The following is a 16,537-nucleotide window of genomic DNA, read 5'->3' on the forward strand; positions in this document are numbered from 1 at the left end:
GCGGGGAGCGGGATGAACAGATACGCCGTGATCGGCGCGGGGCCATCGGGCCTGGCAGCAGCCAGAGCGCTGCAGAAGCGCGGCATCGCCGTGGACGGGTACGAGGCGTCGCACGGCGTCGGCGGCCTGTGGGACATCGACAACCCGCGCAGCACCATGTACGAGTCCGCGCACCTGATCTCCTCGCGCACCACGACCGAGTTCGCGGAGTTCCCGATGCGGACCACCGCGGACTACCCGGGGCACCGCGTGCTCAAGGGGTACTTCACCGACTACGCCGAGCACTTCGGCCTCACAGGGCTGTTCCGCTTCGACACGGCCGTGACCAGGCTCGAACCCCGCGACGGCGGCTGGGACCTCACCGCCACGGGACCGGACGGCGAGCACACCCGGTGGTACGCGGGCGTGGTGCTCGCGAACGGCACGCTCGCCACGCCGAACGTCCCCTCGTTCCGCGGTGCGTTCACGGGCGAGCTGCAGCACACCAGCGCGTACCGGTCGCCGCAGCAGCTCGCGGGGAAGCGCGTTCTGCTGATCGGCGCGGGCAACTCGGGGTGCGACATCGCCGTCGACGCCGTGCACCATGCGGCGTCGGTCGACATGAGCGTGCGCCGCGGCTACTACTTCGTGCCGCGCTACCTGTTCGGGCGTCCCAGCGACACGCTCAACCAGGGCCGACCGCTGCCCGCCCGGCTCAAGCAGGCGATCGACACCCGCGTGCTGCGGGCGTTCACGGGCGATCCGGTACGGTTCGGCTTCCCCCGGCCCGACTACCGGCTGTACGAGTCGCACCCGATCGTGAACACGCTCGTCCTGAACCACCTCGGCCAGGGCGACCTGCGCATCCGACCCGACATCGACCGCTTCGACGGCTCCACGGTGCACTTCCGCGACGGGAGCGCGGACGACTACGACCTGGTCCTGCTCGCCACCGGCTACCGCCTCGACTACCCGTTCGTCGATCCGGAGCACCTGCACTGGCGCGGAGCGGCCCCGAGGCTGTTCCTGAACGTGTTCCCCTCCTCCTTCAACGGGCTGTTCGTGATGGGTATGATCGAGGCGTCGGGGATCGGGTGGCAGGGGCGCTACGAGCAGGCCGAGCTCCTCGCCTCCTACCTGCACGCGGTGGAGACGGCTCCCGAGCGCGGCGCGCGATTCCGCGAGCGGGTGACCGGGGCCCCGTGGCCGGACGTGACCGGCGGCTACCACTACCTCGGCCTCGACCGGATGGCCTACTACGTGAACAAGGACGCCTATCGCCGCGCGGTCCGGCAGGAGCGGCAGTCGCTGGAGGCCGGGGCGTGAACGTCGACGACGTGGTGCTCTCCTTCACCCCCGGCACACTCACGATCCTCAACGTGGTGCTCGGCCTGATCATGTTCGGCATCGCGCTGGACACGTCACCGCAGGACTTCCGCGTCGTGGCGAAGCACCCGAAGCCGTTCGCGATCGCGATCCTCGCCCAGCTCCTGCTGCTCCCCGTCGCGACGTTCCTGCTCACGCTGGTGCTGCCCGTCCCGCCGTCGATGGCGTTGGGGATGCTGCTGGTCGCGTGCTGTCCGCCCGGCAACATCTCGCAGGTGCTCACGCATCGCGCGGGCGGCAACGTCGCGCTGTCCGTGTCGCTCACGGCGGTCGGCAACCTGGTCTACATCGTCGCGATGCCGCTGAGCATCACGTTCTGGGGGTCGCTGCACCCGACCGCACGCACGCTGCTGCGCGACATCTCGCTCGACCCGTGGCGCATGCTGCTCGAGATCCTGCTGATCGTCGGTCTCCCGTTCGCCCTCGGGCTGCTGCTGCGGGCGAAGCTGCCGGGGGTGAGCGCGCGCGTGCAGCCCTTCGTGAAGTGGTTCAGCCTGCTCGCACTGCTGGGCTTCATCGTGGCCGCCCTGATCGGCAACTGGACGGTGTTCGTGCAGGTGCTCGGCATCATCCTCCTGGTGGTCGCCGTGCACGATGCGGTCGCGCTGGCCCTCGGTTACGGCACGGCCGTGGTCGGCGGACTGGGCACCCGCGAGCGCAAGGCCATGACCTTCGAGGTGGGCATCCGCAACGCCGGGCTCGGCCTGGGCCTGGTCTTCCTGTTCTTCGACGGGCTGGGCGGCATGGCCATCGTGGCGGGCTGGTGGGGCATCTGGGACATCATCGCCGGACTCGTGCTCGCCGGACTGTGGGCGCGGCACACCCGACGGCGGACCGGAAGCCCCGACGGCGATGCGAGTGGTCGCATGAGCATCGAGGCGGCCTGATGCGGCGGGTGCTGATCACGGGCGGCGCGGGTTTCCTCGGCACGCACGTCGCGAGCGCCCTCGCGCGCCGTGACGACGTGGAGCTGGTCGTGGCCGCGGATGTGCGGGATGCCCCCGCGCGGGACGGCGTCGTGAACGCGCTGCTCGACGTGACCGATGCCGCAGCCGTCGCGCCCCTGCTGCGCGCCCACCGGATCGACACCGTGGTGCACCTCGCCGCGATCGTGAACCCGGGTCGCGACGTCGACCGGGAGTACCGGGTCGATGTGATCGGCTCCGCGAACGTGCTCGCCGCGTGCGTCGAGACCGGCGTCCGTCGGATCGTCGTGTCGAGCTCGGGCGCCGCGTACGGCTACCACCCCGACAACCCTGCCTGGATCGACGAGAGCACGCCTCTGCGCGGCAACGACGCGTTCCCGTACGCGCGCCACAAACGGCTGGTCGAGGAGATGCTGTCCGACTGCCGGAGCGAGCACCCCGGACTCGAGCAGGTCGTGTTCCGCATCGGGACGATCCTCGGTCCGACCGTGCGGAATCAGATCACCGCGCTCTGGGACGGGCGGCGCATCCTGGGCATCGCGGGCTCCGACTCCCCCTTCGTGTTCGTCTGGGTCGACGACGTCGCGACCGCGATGGTGCGGGCGGCGACGGACGGACCGGCGGGGGTGTTCAACGTCGCCGGAGACGGGCGTCTCACGGTGCCGCAGATCGCCGCGCGGCTCGGCAAGCGACAGCTCGTGGTCCCCGCGTGGGCACTGGACGCGGCGCTCCGCCTGGGACGGATGCTCCGGCTCACCGAGCACGGGCCGGAGAAGGTGCCGTTCCTGCGCTGGCGGCCCGTGCTGTCCAACCGCCGACTCATCGAGGATTTCGGCTTCACGCCCACGCGCACCTCGGCGGAGGCGTTCGAGGAGTACCTGGCCACGCACCCCTCCGTCTCCCGCCGACGGGAGTAGCGTTGCCTCCGTGCAGAAGAAGCCCCGCCGCCGCATCCTGAGACGTGTCCTGTGGGCTCTGGCCATCGTGCTGGTCCTCGCGATCGGCGGTGTGCTCGCCTACACCCAGATCGGGGTCATGCCGGCCGAACCGGGTCCGCTCGCCGAGGTCCGTGACAATTCGGCGATCACCGTGACCGACGCCGACGAAGGCATCGTGCTGGAACCCGCCGACGGCGACTCCGAACGGGGCCTGGTGTTCATCCCGGGCGCCAAGGTCGATCCGTGGGCCTATGCGGCCCCGCTCCAGGGCCTCGCCGAGGAGGGCATCACGGTCGTCATCACCCGGCCGTGGTTGAACCTCGCGTTCTTCGACCCCCGCGGCCTGGACGACTTCACGTCCGCGGCGCCCGATGTCGAGTCCTGGGCCGTCGGCGGCCACTCCCTGGGCGGCGTCCGCGCCTGCCAGCTCGCCACCGCCGCCGATGCTCTGGTGCTGTTCGCGTCGTACTGCGCGAACGACCTGTCCGATTCCGAGCTCCCGGTGCTCAGCGTGGCCGGGAGCGAGGACGGCCTGTCCACTCCGGAGAAGATCGCCGATGCGCGGCCGATGCTCCCGGCCGACGCCGAACTCGTCGAGATCGACGGCGCCTCTCATGCCTCGTTCGGCGATTACGGGCCACAGGCGGGCGACGGCGAGCCGACCCTGTCCGAGAAGGAGATGCGCGCGCAGCTCACCGACATCGTGGGCGGGTTCCTGCTGTCGGTCCCCCGCTGACCGGCACCTCTCAGCCGAGGACGGGGTCGAGCAGCGGGTGCAGGTGCCGGGTGCCGAGCACGAGCGACGCCGTCCGCGCCCCGGCCTCCAGCGCGGCGGCGAGCCCGGCTCCGCCCAGTCGGGCGTCCAGCACGCCGGCGAGGAACGCGTCGCCTGCGCCGTTGGTGTCGACGACCGTGGTGGGCACCGCGCGCACGCGCACCTCGGTCCCGTCCGCATCGATCGCCACCGCGCCGTCCGCGCCGAGCGTGCACACCGCGAGCTGGGCACCCGCGTCGACCGTGGCCCGCAGGAACTCCACCGGAGAGTCCAGGCGGTCGGCGTTGCAGAACACGGCATGCGCGGCGGCGAGGAACGGCCGGTGGAACGCGGCCGTGCCGTCGTAGTCGTGCACGTCCACCCAGAGCGGCGTGCCGCTCCGCCGTGCCAGCGGGAGCAGGCGCAACGGTTCAGCGGCCAGGTCGAGCACGACCGCGTCCGCCACCGCCAGCTCTGCCGCCAGGGCCGCATCGTCGCGCCCGTCGCCCGCCTCCGGCGTCGCCAGGTACAGCGACACGCGCTCCCCCGCCCTCGTCATGAGGTTCAGGTGGCGCTCCGTCACGCCGTCCGACCAGTGCACGGGCACTCCGGCAGCGGCCAGGGCGTCGCGCACCCGCCGGCCGTCGTCGTCCGACCCCGCGATCGCGTGCAGTGCCACCGCGCGCCCGAGCCCGGTCAGGCTCAGCGCCTTGCCCGCACTCGTGCCGCCGACCGTCTCCCAGCTGTCCTCGGCGAACTGCATGTGCGGTTCCGGCTCCGGCAGCCGGTCGAGCACGACGATCCTGTTCCAGGCGGCGGGACCGACGATGACGACCGCGGCCACGCGTCAGCCGATCCGCGACACCAGGGCGTCGAGCCCCATGCCGTAGTCGATGCGCACCACGGGAAGCGCGAGCTTGTCCGTACCGATCTGCACGTACCCGGGCTCGATCGTCCGCGCCATCTCGAAGCCGGCCTGCGCCACGCCCTGCTTCGCCGTGTCGTTGTAGTGTCCGAAGGGGTAGGCCATGACCTCACGGACGCCCAGCACGTCGCCCGAGGCGTTGAGGTCGGCGGCGATCTGATCGGCCGTCCAGTTCACCATCCGCCCCTTGCCGTTCTCCCCCGCCTGGTGCATGTCGTTGGTGTGCGAGCGCCGCAGCACGTAGATCGACGGGGGCGGATCGGTCCGGTAGGCCGTGATCATGAACGAGGTCGACAGCAGGCGGTACTTGTCGATCACGGGCACGGCGAGGTCGAACCAGCTCTGGTCGGCGTCGTCGTCCGTGATGATGACCGAGCGCGCGGGCAGGAACAGCCGGCCGTCGATGAACGCGCTGAGCTCGTCCCACGTCGGCAGGTAGAAGCCCGTGGTGGCGATGTGGTTCATCTGCGCGTCGAAGTCGCCGATGTAGGCGTAGTTCCCGCGCAGCCAGCCCGTCTCCCCGTCCGGGTTCGATGTGAACTGGTGGTACATGAGGATCGGCACGCGCGTGCCCTCCGCCGCGTTCTCCTCCGGGGTCTTCCAGGCCGCGAACAGCTCGATCCGCTGGTCGTCGCACACCACGGGGTCGGCGCCGTTGACGCGGGCCTCCGGAGTGAAGGCCGCCGCGTCGGCCGCCGTCGGGTACCACCCGGCGAACACCTTCCCCGCCACGGCCGGGATCGGCAGCGCGACGTACAGGCCGTTCTGCCACTGCAGCTGCGGATCCGCCGGGGCGCCCTCGCCGGCGAAGCTCACGGCACACGCCAGCGGGTTGTCGGCGTCGGCCAGCAGCTGCTCGACCGCGGTCAGCGGCGTCGGCGACGGCGACGGCTCGGGGCGCGGCGACTCCGTCCGCGCCGGTGCCGCCTCGGCCGCCCCCCGGTTCAGCAGCAGGTATGCCGCCGCGCCACCCCCGACCACCAGCACGGCGGCGAGCGAGATGATCAGTGCGACGCGCCCCCGTCGCTTCCCCCCGGAAGCCACGGTCAGGCGTCGAATCCCTCGGCGATCATCTCCACGAGCTCCTCGCGTTCCTCGACGGGGAGGAACGCGGCGGCCGCGGCGTTGAACTGGAAGGTCTCGAGGTCGTCGAGGTCGTAGTCGAACGTCTCCACCAGCAGCGCCAGCTCCCGCGTGAGCGAGGTCGCGCTCATGGTGCGGTTGTCCACGTTCACGGTGACGGCGAAGCCCAGCTGGTAGAGCAGGTCGAACGGGTGGTCGGCCAGCACGTTGCCCCAGGCCGCGACGGCCCCGGTCTGCAGGTTCGACGACGGCGACAGCTCGAGCGGGATCTCGCGGTCGCGCACCCAGCGGGCGAGCTCGCCGAAGCGCACCTGCACCTCGTCGCCCTCCTGCGTGACGACCTCCAGGTCCTCCGCGATGCGCACACCGTGGCCCAGCCGCAGCGCGCGCCCGTCGAGCAGCGCCGAACGGATCGATGTGAGTCCGGCGGCCTCTCCCGCGTGAACGGTCACGGGGAAGAAGTTCTCGGCGAGGAAGTCGAACGCGGCGCGGTGGTTCGACGGCGGGAAGCCGTCCTCCGGCCCGGCGATGTCGAAGCCCACGGCACCGCGGCCGCGGAAGTCGACCGCGAGCTCCGCGATCTCCCTGGCGCGGTCGGTGTGCCGCATGGCGGTGATCAGCTGGCCGACGCGGATGCTGCGACCGCTGCGGTCGGCGGCGTCCTCGCCCTCCTCGATGCCCTGCTGCACGGCCTCCACGGCCTGCTCCAGCGTGAGCCCCGCGGCCTGGTGCTGCTCGGGCGCCCAGCGCACCTCTCCGTAGATCACGCCGTCGGCCGCGAGATCCTGCACGAACTCGCGCGCGACCCGGGTGAGCCCTTCGCGCGTCTGCATGACGGCCGTCGTGAGGTCGAACGTCTTCAGGTATTCGACCAGCGAGCCGGAGTCGCTCTGCTTCGCGAACCAGGTGCCCAGCGCGCGCGGGTCGTTCTCCGGCACGTCGAGCCCGATGGCGTCCGCGAGTTCGATGATCGTCGCCGGCCGCACGGCCCCGTCGAGGTGGTCGTGCAACGACACCTTGGGCAGGCTCCGCAGGGAGACGCCGTTCAGGCTGGCATCGCCGTTCGCATCGATCGACATGGGGATCCTCTCGGTCGCGGGACTTCGGTTTCAGGCTACCGTCCGCGGCCTCAGGCCGTGATGCGCTCGCGGACGATCGGCCCGGCCTCCGGGGCCCGGTCGCCGAGCTCCCACGCCCCCTCCAGCGCCTCGATCGCGCGGGGGAACCGTGCCTCGTCGGCCGCGGACAGGGTGAACAGCGGCTGCCCGGCGGTCACGCGGTCGCCCGGCTTGGCGTGCAGGTCGATGCCGGCCTCGTGGATGACCGGATCCTCGGCCCTGGCCCGCCCGGCACCGAGGCGCCACGCGGCGATCCCGAAGGGCAGCGCGTCCATGCGCGTCACGACACCGTCGGACGCGGCGGTCACGACGTGCGTCTCCCTCGCGACCGGGAGCGCGGCGTCGGGGTCGCCGTCCTGCGCGCGGATCATGGCCTTCCAGCTGTCCATCGCGCGGCCGTCGTCGAGAGCGGCCTCCACGTCGGCGTCGGGCTGCCCGGCGAGGGCGAGCATCTCCCTGGCGAGGGCGACGGTCAGTGCCCGCACGTCGGCCGGGCCCCCGCCCGCCAGGATCTCGACGGACTCGCGCACCTCGTTGGCGTTGCCGATCGCGCGGCCCAGCGGCACGTTCATGTCCGTGAGCAGCGCGGTCGTGGCGACGCCGGAGTCGGTGCCGAGTGCGACCATCGTGCGTGCGAGCTCCCGCGCGCGGTCGATGTCCTGCATGAAGGCGCCGGAGCCGAACTTCACGTCGAGCACGAGCGCGTCGGTGCCCTCGGCGATCTTCTTCGACATGATGCTCGACGCGATCAGCGGGATCGCCTCGACCGTCCCCGTCACGTCGCGCAGCGCGTACAGCTTCTTGTCGGCGGGGGCGAGGCCGGAACCCGCGGCGCAGATCACCGCTCCCACGTCGCCCTGCATCTGGGCGAACATCTCCTCGTTGCTGAGCGCGGCGCGCCAGCCGGGGATCGCCTCGAGCTTGTCGAGCGTGCCCCCGGTGTGACCGAGGCCGCGTCCGCTGAGCTGCGGAACGGCCACGCCGAACGAGGCCACCAGCGGTGCGAGCGGCAGGGTGATCTTGTCGCCGACACCACCCGTGGAGTGCTTGTCGACCGTGGGCTTGCCGAGGGTCGCGAAGCTCATCCGCTCGCCGGAGGCGATCATGGCGTCGGTCAGCACGCGGATCTCGTCGCGCTCCATGCCCCGCTGGAACACCGCCATCGCGAACGAGGCCATCTGCGCGTCCGAGACGTAGCCGCGCGTGTACGCGTCGACCATCCAGCGCAGCGCCGACTCCGGCACCGCCCCGCCGTCGCGCTTGGCGCGGATCACATCCACGGCGTCGAACGGCTCAACGGTCATCGTGCGTCCTCCAGGTCGCGCGGCCCGAACGCATCGGGCAGCACCTCGTCGATCGTGCGGATGCCGGAGACGGTCTCCAGCAGCATGCCGGGCACGGCGTGTTCGTACAGCAGCTGGCGGCACCGGCCGCACGGCATGATCGTGTCGCCGTCGTTGTTGACGCACACGAACGCCACGAGCTGCCCACCGCCCGACATGTGCAGGTCGCCGACGAGCGCGCACTCCGCACACAGCGTGACGCCGTACGAGGCGTTCTCCACGTTGCAGCCCGCGACGATGCGTCCGTCGCTGACGAGGGCGGCCGCTCCCACGCGGTAGCGCGAGTACGGCGCGTACGCCTTCGTCATCGCGTCGGCGGCGACCTGGCGCAGCTCGTCCCAGTCGATGTCGGTCATGACGGTCGTTCCTTCTTCCTGCGTCCTACGACTTGATGTACGGCTTGCCGTCGGCGGCAGGTGCCTTGATCTGCCCGGCGAACCCGGCGACCGCGAGCAGCGTCACCACGTACGGCAGCATCAGCATGAACTCGCCAGGGATCGGCGTCTTCAGGATCGACAGCAGGTTCTGCAGGTTCGTCGCGAAGCCGAACAGCAGTGCCGCCAGCGTCGCCCTGATCGGGTCCCAGCGGCCGAAGATCACCGCGGCGAGGGCGATGAAGCCGAGTCCCGCCGTCATGTCCTTGCCGAACTGCGGCACCGAGACGAGCGTGAAGTACGCACCGCCCATGCCCGCGATCGCACCGGCCAGCAGCACGTTCCAGAACCGCGTCGGGTTGACCTTGATGCCCACCGTGTCGGCGGCCTGCGGGTGCTCACCGACGGCGCGGAGCCGCAGCCCCCAGCGGGTGCGGTACAGCCCCCACGCGACGACGGCGACCGTGAGGAACATCAGGTAGCCGATGAACGTCTGGTTGAACAGCACGGGACCGATGATCGGGATGTCGCTGAGCAGCGGGATCTCGATCCGCGTGAACCGCACCGGCGTGTTCAGCTCGGCCTCGTTGGGTGCCAGGAGCGCGCCGTACAGGAACCCGGTGAGACCGGTGACGAGCACGTTCAGCACGACACCGACGATGACCTGCTCGACGAGGTACTTGATCGCGAACGCGGCGAGGACGCTGGCGACCAGCACGCCGCCGACCATCGCGCCGATCAGACCCACGAACGGGTTGCCGGTGATGCTCGACAGCAGGGCGGCCGAGAACGCGCCGAGCAGCAGCTGCCCCTCGATGGCGACGTTGACCACACCGGCGCGCTCGCCGATCACGCCGCCGAGGGCACCGAATACCAGCGGGACCGACAGCGACACCGCGCCGAACAGCAGGCTCGTGACGGGGACGAGGCCGCCCGCGGACGCCCACACCAGGAACCCGAACACCGCGAACACACCGTAGGCAGCGACCAGCCAGAGCGAGGTCGGACGATACACCCATGCCCTCAGGAACGAGGCGACCGTGATCACGACCAGCACGGCGAACACGAACCAGAAGGTCGACGAGGTGGGCAGGGCCACGTCGGGCAGTGCGAACGCCGACGACTGGTCGGAGAGCCGGAAGGTGCTGGTGCCGCTACGGGGTACCGCGAGGAACAGCAGCGCGAGCAGCACGGTCAGCACGGCGAGCACGATGGGCGCCTTGAGGTGGCGCTCCTTCACGGTCGCGAGCTGGACGGTGCCGTCTGCGGCCTCGGTCTGTGCGAGCGACATCATGCCGTCACCGCCTTCTTCGCGGCCTTGGCTCTCGCCTTGGCGGCCTTCTCCGCGTCGGACTTGGGCAGGAAGAACACGGTGCGCAGCAGCGGAGGCGCGGCGATGAACAGCACCACGAGCGACTGCACGACCAGCACGATGTCGACCGGGATGTCCTGCGCCTGCATCGAGAACGATCCGGCCTTGAGCGCGCCGAACAGGATGCCGGCGGCGAACGTGCCCCACGCGCGGCTGCGGCCGAGGAGAGCGACGGTGATCGCGTCGAAGCCGATGCCCGCGTCGATGGTCTCGGTGACGCCGGTGGTCACGGCGCCCTGCAGCTGGTTCATCCCCGCGAGTCCGGCGAGGCCTCCCGCGAAGAGCATCGCGTAGACGTAGATGCGCTGCACGCTGATGCCGGCGGCGCGGGCGGCGTGCGGGTTCTCGCCCACGGCGCGCATGCGCAGGCCGAGGGAGGAACGCTCGAGGAGCCACCAGACGAACAGTGTCGCGATGATCACGATCACGAAGCCCACGTCCAGCAGCGGGAACTGCGGGCCCAGCAGCGTCGGGAACTGCGCCGACTCGGGTGTCGGCGAGCCGAGCGCCTGGTTCGTGCCCGGCTTCTGCAGCAGGCCGGGCGTCCGGATCATCCACAGCAGCAGGTAGTACGCGATGTAGTTGAGCATGATCGTGAGGATCACCTCGTGCGCACCCGTGCGGGCCTTGATGAGACCGGCGATCGCACCCCACAGCGCCCCGCCCGCGATGCCGGCGAGGAGCGTGACGGGCAGGTGCAGCCACAGCGGCAGGTCGAGGGAGAAGGTCAGCAGCGCCGCGACCGCGACACCGATGAGCATCTGGCCGCGCGCACCGATGTTGAACAGACCGACGCGGAACGCGAGCGCCACACCGAGACCGGCCGCGATGAGCGGCGCGGCGAACCCGAGCGTGTTCGTCAGCGGACGGATCTGCGCGGCGAAGTCGGCTCCGCGGGCGTTGAAGATCGCGCCGCGGAAGAGCGCCTCGTAGCCGTTGTAGACGGCGTTCCAGGCCGCCGCCAACGTGTCGGTCGGACGGGCGAAGAAGTACCCGGACGCCTCCTGCACGTCTTCGTTCGTGAAGGCGATGAGGATGCCGCCCACGATGAGCGCGAGCACGATCGCCAGGATCGTGGTGACGGCGCTCCCCCGCAGGATCTCCTTCAGGACGACGTTCGCGCGGGGAGGCGGCGGGACGTCGGAGGGGTCGCGCGGCACGGTGCCGGTGCTCGTGGCGAGCTGTTCGGGTGGGAGCCCCTTGGTCGCGTCCCCTGCGCCTGGTGTCGCTCCGCTCACGCGGCCACCTCTCCTTCGGCCGCACCGGCCATCATGAGTCCGAGTGTCTCCCGGGGCGTGTCACCCGGGACGATGCCGACGATCGTGCCGCGGTACATGACCGCGATCCGGTCCGCGAGAGCTGCGACCTCGTCCAGCTCCGTGGAGACCACGACGACGGGGATCCCGGCGTCGCGCGTCTCGATGATCCGCTTGTGGATGAACTCGATCGAGCCGACGTCGACGCCGCGAGTGGGCTGCGCCGCCACGAGCAGGCGCAGGTCGCGGCTCATCTCCCGGGCGATGACCACCTTCTGCTGGTTTCCACCCGACAGCGTGCCCGCCGGGGTGTGGGGCCCCTGCGCGCGGATGTCGTACTCCTTGATGCGCTCGCGCGCGAACTCCTCGAGCACGGCGCGCTTGAGCGTGCCGGCGCGACTGAACGCCGGGTCGTCCGAGCGGTCGAGCACCAGGTTCTCGGCGACCGAGAACCCGCCGACCAAGCCGTCCTCCGTGCGGTCCTCCGGGACGAACCCGACACCCGCGTCGAGGATGGCGCGCACGCTTTTGCCGACCAGCTCCTTGCCGTCGAGCACGATGCTGCCCTCGACGCGCGCCGCGAGACCGACGATGGCCTCCACGAGCTCGGTCTGGCCGTTGCCCTGCACGCCGGCGATCGCGAGCACCTCGCCCGGTCGCACGGTGAAGTCGACGCCGTCCACGACGATCGCGCCGCCCGGGGTGAGCACCCGCAGTCCGGACACCGCCAGCCCGCCCTCGCCGAGTCGCGGCGCCTCCTTGTGCACCGTCAGCTCGACCGCGCGGCCGACCATGAGCGAGGCGAGCTCCGCGTTCGACGCAGTCGGCGACGCCTCCCCCACGATCCGGCCGAGGCGGACGATCGTGATGGTGTCGGCGACCTCCCGCACCTCGCGGAGCTTGTGGGTGATGAACACGATCGCGGTGCCCTCGTCGCGCAGCTGCCGCATGATGCCCATGAGCTCATCAGTCTCCTGGGGGGTCAGCACCGCGGTGGGCTCGTCGAACACGAGCACCTTCGCGTCGCGCGAGAGCGCCTTGATGATCTCGACCCGCTGCTGCACGCCGACGGGCAGGTCGCCCACGATCGCGTCGGGGTCGATGTCGAAGCCGAAGCGCGCGGCGACGTCCCGCACGTGCTGGCGGGCCTTCGCGATGTCGAGGGTGCCGAGCGCCTTGGTCTGCTCGTGGCCGAGCATCACGTTCTCGGCGACCGTGAACACCGGTACGAGCATGAAGTGCTGGTGCACCATGCCGATCCCCGCAGCCATCGCGTCACCCGGGCCGCGGAAGTGCTGCACCTCGTCGTCGAGGAGGATCTCTCCCTCATCGGCCTGGTACAGGCCATAGAGGACGTTCATGAGGGTGGACTTCCCCGCGCCGTTCTCCCCGAGGAGGGCATGGATCTGCCCCGGTTCGACCACCAGATCGATGTGGTCGTTGGCCACGAGGCTGCCGAATCGCTTGGTGATGCCGCGAAGTTCGAGCTTCATATCTGCACCTTATCCAGAAGTGTCATTCAGGAGAATCGTCGTCCGTCCACGGCACGGGGCGAGTGGCAGCCTGCTCACCACTCGCCCCGTGTCGGACCGTTTCAGATCACGGCGAGTTCTTCGACTCCACCGTGATGTCGCCGGAGATGATCTGCTCCTGCAGCGTCTTCAGCTCGTCCATCAGGCCCTCGGGCAGCTGGGACTCGAAGTCGCCGAAGCCGGACAGCTTGACGCCCTCGTTCTCGAGCGTCCCGACGTAGGGCTCCGGGTCGAAGTCGCCCTTGGCGGCCGCGATCGTCGCGTCGTGCACAGCCACGTCGATGGCCTTCATGATCGACACGAGCGTCATGCCGGCAACACTCGGGTCGGCAACCGCGAGGTCGCTGTCCACGCCGAGCATCAGGGTGTCCTTGCCGCTGTCGGTGATGGCCGCCGCGGCGCTCTGGTAGACGGGGCCACCGACCGGGAGGATCACGTCGACGCCCTGGTCGAGCACGCCCTGAGCGGTCTGCTTGGCGGTGTCGTTCGCGTCGAAGCCACCCGTGAAGGAGCCCTCCTGCGTCGCCGCATCCCATCCGAAGACCTGGACCGAAGCCGACTTGTCCTCGTTGTACTTCTCGACACCGAGCTGGTAGCCGTCCATGAACACGGCGACCGACGGGATCTGCATGCCGCCGAAGGTGCCGACCTTGTTCACACCGCTCTGCGCCGACCACGCCGCGGCCGCGTAGCCGCCGAGGTAGGCGGCCTGAGCCGTGTCGAACACGAGGGGCTTGATGTTGGGCGCGTCGACCTCGCCGTCGAAGTCGTTGTCGGCCCAGTCATCGATGATCGCGTAGTCGATCTCGGGGTTCGCGAGCGCCGACTCGACCGTGGCGGCCGACAGCTTGAAGCCGACCGAGACGATGAGCGAGCAGCCCTCGGACACCGCGGTCTCGAGGTTCGGCGCGTAGTCGTTGTCGTTCGCCGACTCGAACTCGAGCGGCTTGATGTCGAGCTCCTCGGCGGCGCTGTCCATGCCCTCCTTGGCCGACTGGTTGAACGACTTGTCGTTCCAGCCGCCCGCGTCGGAGATCAGGCAGGGCAGGAAGTCGGAGTCGGCCGGCTTGTCCGATCCCCCGGCCTCGTCGGTCGGTGCCTGGCCGCAACCGGCGAGCGCGAAGATGACGCCCGCGGCGACGGTCGCGCCGAGAAGCTTCTTGGTGGTGGAGATGGTCAACTCATGCCTCCCTCAACGGAACCGCGACCATCGCGGATCGATCAAAGTTACCTAGTGTTTCAGCCTTCGTGCACGCACGTCGCCCCCGGCGCTGGCGAAAGGTTACAAAGCTGAAATCAACCCACCCGATGAGCACCGATCACTGCTCATCAGAGCACGTCGCCCTGTCCGTTCAGCTTCAGCGACTCCACGACGCCCTTCACGCGCTGCGCGTTCTCCACCGTCGTGACGAGAAGCGCGTCGGGGGTGTCGACCACGACGATGTCCTTGACGCCGACGAGGCTGATGACGCGGGAGGTCTGGCTGACGAGGATGCCGCTGGCGGCATCCGTGAGCACCCGCGCCCGCGGCCCGAGAACGGCGAGGTCGTTCTTCCTGCCGTTGGTGATGAGCTTGGTGAGCGACGCGAAGTCGCCGACATCGTCCCAGTCGAAGTGCCCGGGGACGACGGCGAGGCGACCACGACGCGCGGCGGGCTCGGCGACCGCGTAGTCGATCGCCGTCTTCTTGAGGCGCGGCCAGATGCGGTCGACGACGGGGCCCCGTCGCTCGCGATCGTCCCACGCCTCGGCCAGTTCGAGCAGCCCGGCGTGCAGCTCCGGCTCGTTCGCGGCGAGCTCGTCGAGCAGGACGCTCGCCTTGGCGATGAACATGCCCGCGTTCCACAGGTAGCCCCGGTCGGCGAGGTACGCCTTGGCCGTCTCCAGGTCGGGCTTCTCCACGAAGCTCTCGACGAGCGCGGCCTCACGGGCACGCTCGACGACGAGCTCGGAGCCCTTCTTGATGTATCCGAAGCCGACCGCGGGCTCCGTGGGGGCGATGCCGATCGTGCAGATGTACCCCTCGCGAGCGACCTCGACCGCGTCTCGCACCGCGAACTCGAACACGCGCGTGCCGCGGATGACGTGATCGGCGCTGAACGAGCCGATGATCACATCGGGGTCGCGCCGGTGCAGCACGGCGGCGGCCAGTCCGATCGCCGCGGCGGACTCGCGCGGCTCCGACTCCAGGAACACGTTCAGATCGGCGATGCCGGGCAGCTCGGCCTCCACCGCCGCCCGGTGCGCCCGTCCCGTGACCACCGCGATCCGATCGGGTCCGGCGAGGGGCTCGAGGCGGTCCCACGTGTCGCGCAGCAGCGAGTGGCCGGAGCCGGTCAGGTCGTGCAGGAACTTCGGCGCATCCGCCCGGGAGAGCGGCCACAGCCTGCTGCCGATGCCTCCGGCCGGGATCACCGCGTAGAAGTCCTCGATGGGTTCGCTCACCCGGCCAGCGTACCCAGCCGGCCCGCTCGGTCCCCATGAGCCGCTCCGCGGCGACGCGGTCCCGACCGGATCCGGGCGGCGCCCGCTGGTTAGGGTCCCCTTCGTCGCCCACGGCCTTCTCACAGGAATAGGATGGAGGGCGATCGGGCGTGCCTGCCCCTCCCCAGCACTTCGAGGGGTCGAGACGGCGCACGCGACCGAGTCACATCGATCCAGGGAGGACGACCGTGTCCACAAGCGCTCGCTTGACACCGTCGATTTCGGAAACCACGTCCAAGACCCCCCGCGGCACCCTCTACCGGGGTCGCGAAGGCATGTGGTCGTGGGTGCTTCACCGCATCACCGGAGTCGCCATCTTCTTCTTCCTGTTGGTGCACGTGCTCGACACGGCGCTCATCAGGGTGTCGCCGGAGGCGTACGACGCGGTCATCGGCACGTACAAGAACCCGGTCATGGCGCTCGGCGAGGTCGTGCTCGTGGCCGGCATCGTGTTCCACGCCATGAACGGTCTGCGCATCATCGCCGTGGACTTCTGGTCGAAGGGCGCCAAGTACCAGCGCCAGCTCTTCTGGGGCGTTCTGCTCGTCTGGGGCATCATCATGGCCGGCTTCGTGCCCCGCCACCTGATGCTCGCATTCGCCGGCTTCGGAGGAGGACACTGATGAGCGCTCAGACCGCCGTCGCCCCCGCCCGCCGTCAGCGCGGGGTGAACCTGGAGAAGTGGGGCTGGGTCTTCATGCGCGTGTCGGGCGTCGTGCTCGTCGTGCTGATCTTCGGCCACCTCTTCGTCAACCTCATGCTCGGCGAGGGCATCCACGCCCTCGACTTCGCGTTCATCGCCGGCAAGTTCGCCACGCCGTTCTGGCAGTGGTGGGACGTGCTGATGCTGTGGCTCGCGCTCATCCACGGCGCCAACGGCATGCGCACGATCGTGAACGACTACGTGACCAACGCCACCGCCCGCAAGGCACTCGTGTGGGCACTCGGGCTGGCCGCCGGCCTGCTCATCATCCTCGGCACGCTGGTCGTCTTCACGTTCGACCCCTGCCTGGGTGTGACCGAGTCCAGCACGCTGTGGGAGACCTGCCAGGCGCAGGGCTAGAAGA

16 protein-coding genes are annotated in these 16,537 nt (G+C 70.1%); 6 read left to right on the plus strand and 10 right to left on the minus strand.

The window, feature by feature from the left end; translation table 11 throughout:
- The first annotated feature begins 12 nt into the window (after window positions 1–12).
- From KV394_RS16665 to KV394_RS16680, 4 genes are read left to right on the plus strand one after another with little or no spacing between them, the layout of a single operon-like run.
- Window positions 13–1,305 carry a flavin-containing monooxygenase gene (locus KV394_RS16665; protein WP_247981937.1) on the plus strand — a complete coding sequence of 431 codons (1,293 nt, stop codon included), beginning with the start codon at window positions 13–15 and terminating at the stop codon, window positions 1,303–1,305.
- Window positions 1,302–2,252, plus strand: a complete 951-nt coding sequence (locus KV394_RS16670; RefSeq protein ID WP_136030355.1) for a bile acid:sodium symporter family protein — start codon at window positions 1,302–1,304, stop codon at window positions 2,250–2,252. Before KV394_RS16665 ends, KV394_RS16670 begins: the two co-directional genes overlap by 4 nt.
- Entirely contained in the window at window positions 2,252–3,208 is a 957-nt protein-coding gene (locus tag KV394_RS16675; RefSeq protein ID WP_247981938.1) for an SDR family oxidoreductase, read from the plus strand. Before KV394_RS16670 ends, KV394_RS16675 begins: the two co-directional genes overlap by 1 nt.
- 10 nt (window positions 3,209–3,218) lie before the next feature.
- Window positions 3,219–3,965 carry an alpha/beta hydrolase gene (locus tag KV394_RS16680; protein WP_247981939.1) on the plus strand — a complete coding sequence of 249 codons (747 nt, stop codon included), beginning with the start codon at window positions 3,219–3,221 and terminating at the stop codon, window positions 3,963–3,965.
- 10 nt (window positions 3,966–3,975) lie between these two features.
- On the opposite strand, the gene KV394_RS16685 is transcribed toward KV394_RS16680, so the two are convergent.
- The 10 genes from KV394_RS16685 to KV394_RS16730 form a co-directional block, all read right to left on the minus strand.
- The gene (locus KV394_RS16685; protein WP_240744532.1) at window positions 3,976–4,827 is read right to left on the minus strand and encodes a carbohydrate kinase family protein; all 852 of its coding nucleotides are present in this window, start codon (window positions 4,825–4,827) and stop codon (window positions 3,976–3,978) included.
- Window positions 4,828–4,830: 3 nt separating this feature from the next.
- A complete protein-coding gene (locus KV394_RS16690; RefSeq protein WP_247981940.1) occupies window positions 4,831–5,952 on the minus strand; it encodes a polysaccharide deacetylase family protein in 1,122 nt (373 codons plus the stop codon).
- 2 nt (window positions 5,953–5,954) lie between these two features.
- Entirely contained in the window at window positions 5,955–7,070 is a 1,116-nt protein-coding gene (locus KV394_RS16695) for an adenosine deaminase (protein ID WP_247981941.1), read from the minus strand.
- A 50-nt stretch (window positions 7,071–7,120) separates the two neighbouring features.
- On the minus strand, window positions 7,121–8,413 hold the full coding sequence (locus KV394_RS16700) for a thymidine phosphorylase (protein ID WP_247981942.1): 1,293 nt from the start codon (window positions 8,411–8,413) through the stop codon (window positions 7,121–7,123).
- Window positions 8,410–8,808, minus strand: coding sequence for a cytidine deaminase (locus KV394_RS16705; RefSeq protein WP_136030366.1), 399 nt, complete (start codon window positions 8,806–8,808; stop codon window positions 8,410–8,412). Before KV394_RS16705 ends, KV394_RS16700 begins: the two co-directional genes overlap by 4 nt.
- Before the next feature lie 25 nt (window positions 8,809–8,833).
- Window positions 8,834–10,120, minus strand: a complete 1,287-nt coding sequence (locus KV394_RS16710; RefSeq protein WP_136036306.1) for an ABC transporter permease — start codon at window positions 10,118–10,120, stop codon at window positions 8,834–8,836.
- Window positions 10,117–11,436, minus strand: a complete 1,320-nt coding sequence (locus tag KV394_RS16715) for an ABC transporter permease (RefSeq protein WP_136030370.1) — start codon at window positions 11,434–11,436, stop codon at window positions 10,117–10,119. The genes KV394_RS16710 and KV394_RS16715 overlap by 4 nt, the downstream gene beginning before the upstream one ends.
- Window positions 11,433–12,947, minus strand: a complete 1,515-nt coding sequence (locus tag KV394_RS16720) for an ABC transporter ATP-binding protein (RefSeq protein ID WP_136044442.1) — start codon at window positions 12,945–12,947, stop codon at window positions 11,433–11,435. Before KV394_RS16720 ends, KV394_RS16715 begins: the two co-directional genes overlap by 4 nt.
- Before the next feature lie 106 nt (window positions 12,948–13,053).
- Window positions 13,054–14,166, minus strand: a complete 1,113-nt coding sequence (locus KV394_RS16725; protein ID WP_136030376.1) for a BMP family lipoprotein — start codon at window positions 14,164–14,166, stop codon at window positions 13,054–13,056.
- A gap of 149 nt (window positions 14,167–14,315) precedes the next feature.
- Window positions 14,316–15,431, minus strand: coding sequence for a mannose-1-phosphate guanylyltransferase (locus tag KV394_RS16730; RefSeq protein WP_136030378.1), 1,116 nt, complete (start codon window positions 15,429–15,431; stop codon window positions 14,316–14,318).
- A gap of 227 nt (window positions 15,432–15,658) precedes the next feature.
- On the opposite strand from KV394_RS16730, the gene sdhC reads away from it, so the two are divergent.
- The gene (gene sdhC / locus KV394_RS16735) at window positions 15,659–16,093 is read left to right on the plus strand and encodes a succinate dehydrogenase, cytochrome b556 subunit (RefSeq protein WP_136030381.1); all 435 of its coding nucleotides are present in this window, start codon (window positions 15,659–15,661) and stop codon (window positions 16,091–16,093) included.
- The gene (locus KV394_RS16740; protein ID WP_136030382.1) at window positions 16,093–16,533 is read left to right on the plus strand and encodes a succinate dehydrogenase hydrophobic membrane anchor subunit; all 441 of its coding nucleotides are present in this window, start codon (window positions 16,093–16,095) and stop codon (window positions 16,531–16,533) included. The genes sdhC and KV394_RS16740 overlap by 1 nt, the downstream gene beginning before the upstream one ends.
- Window positions 16,534–16,537: the final 4 nt, after the last annotated feature.

The organism is Microbacterium sufflavum (assembly GCF_023101165.1).
GTDB lineage: Bacteria > Actinomycetota > Actinomycetes > Actinomycetales > Microbacteriaceae > Microbacterium > Microbacterium sufflavum.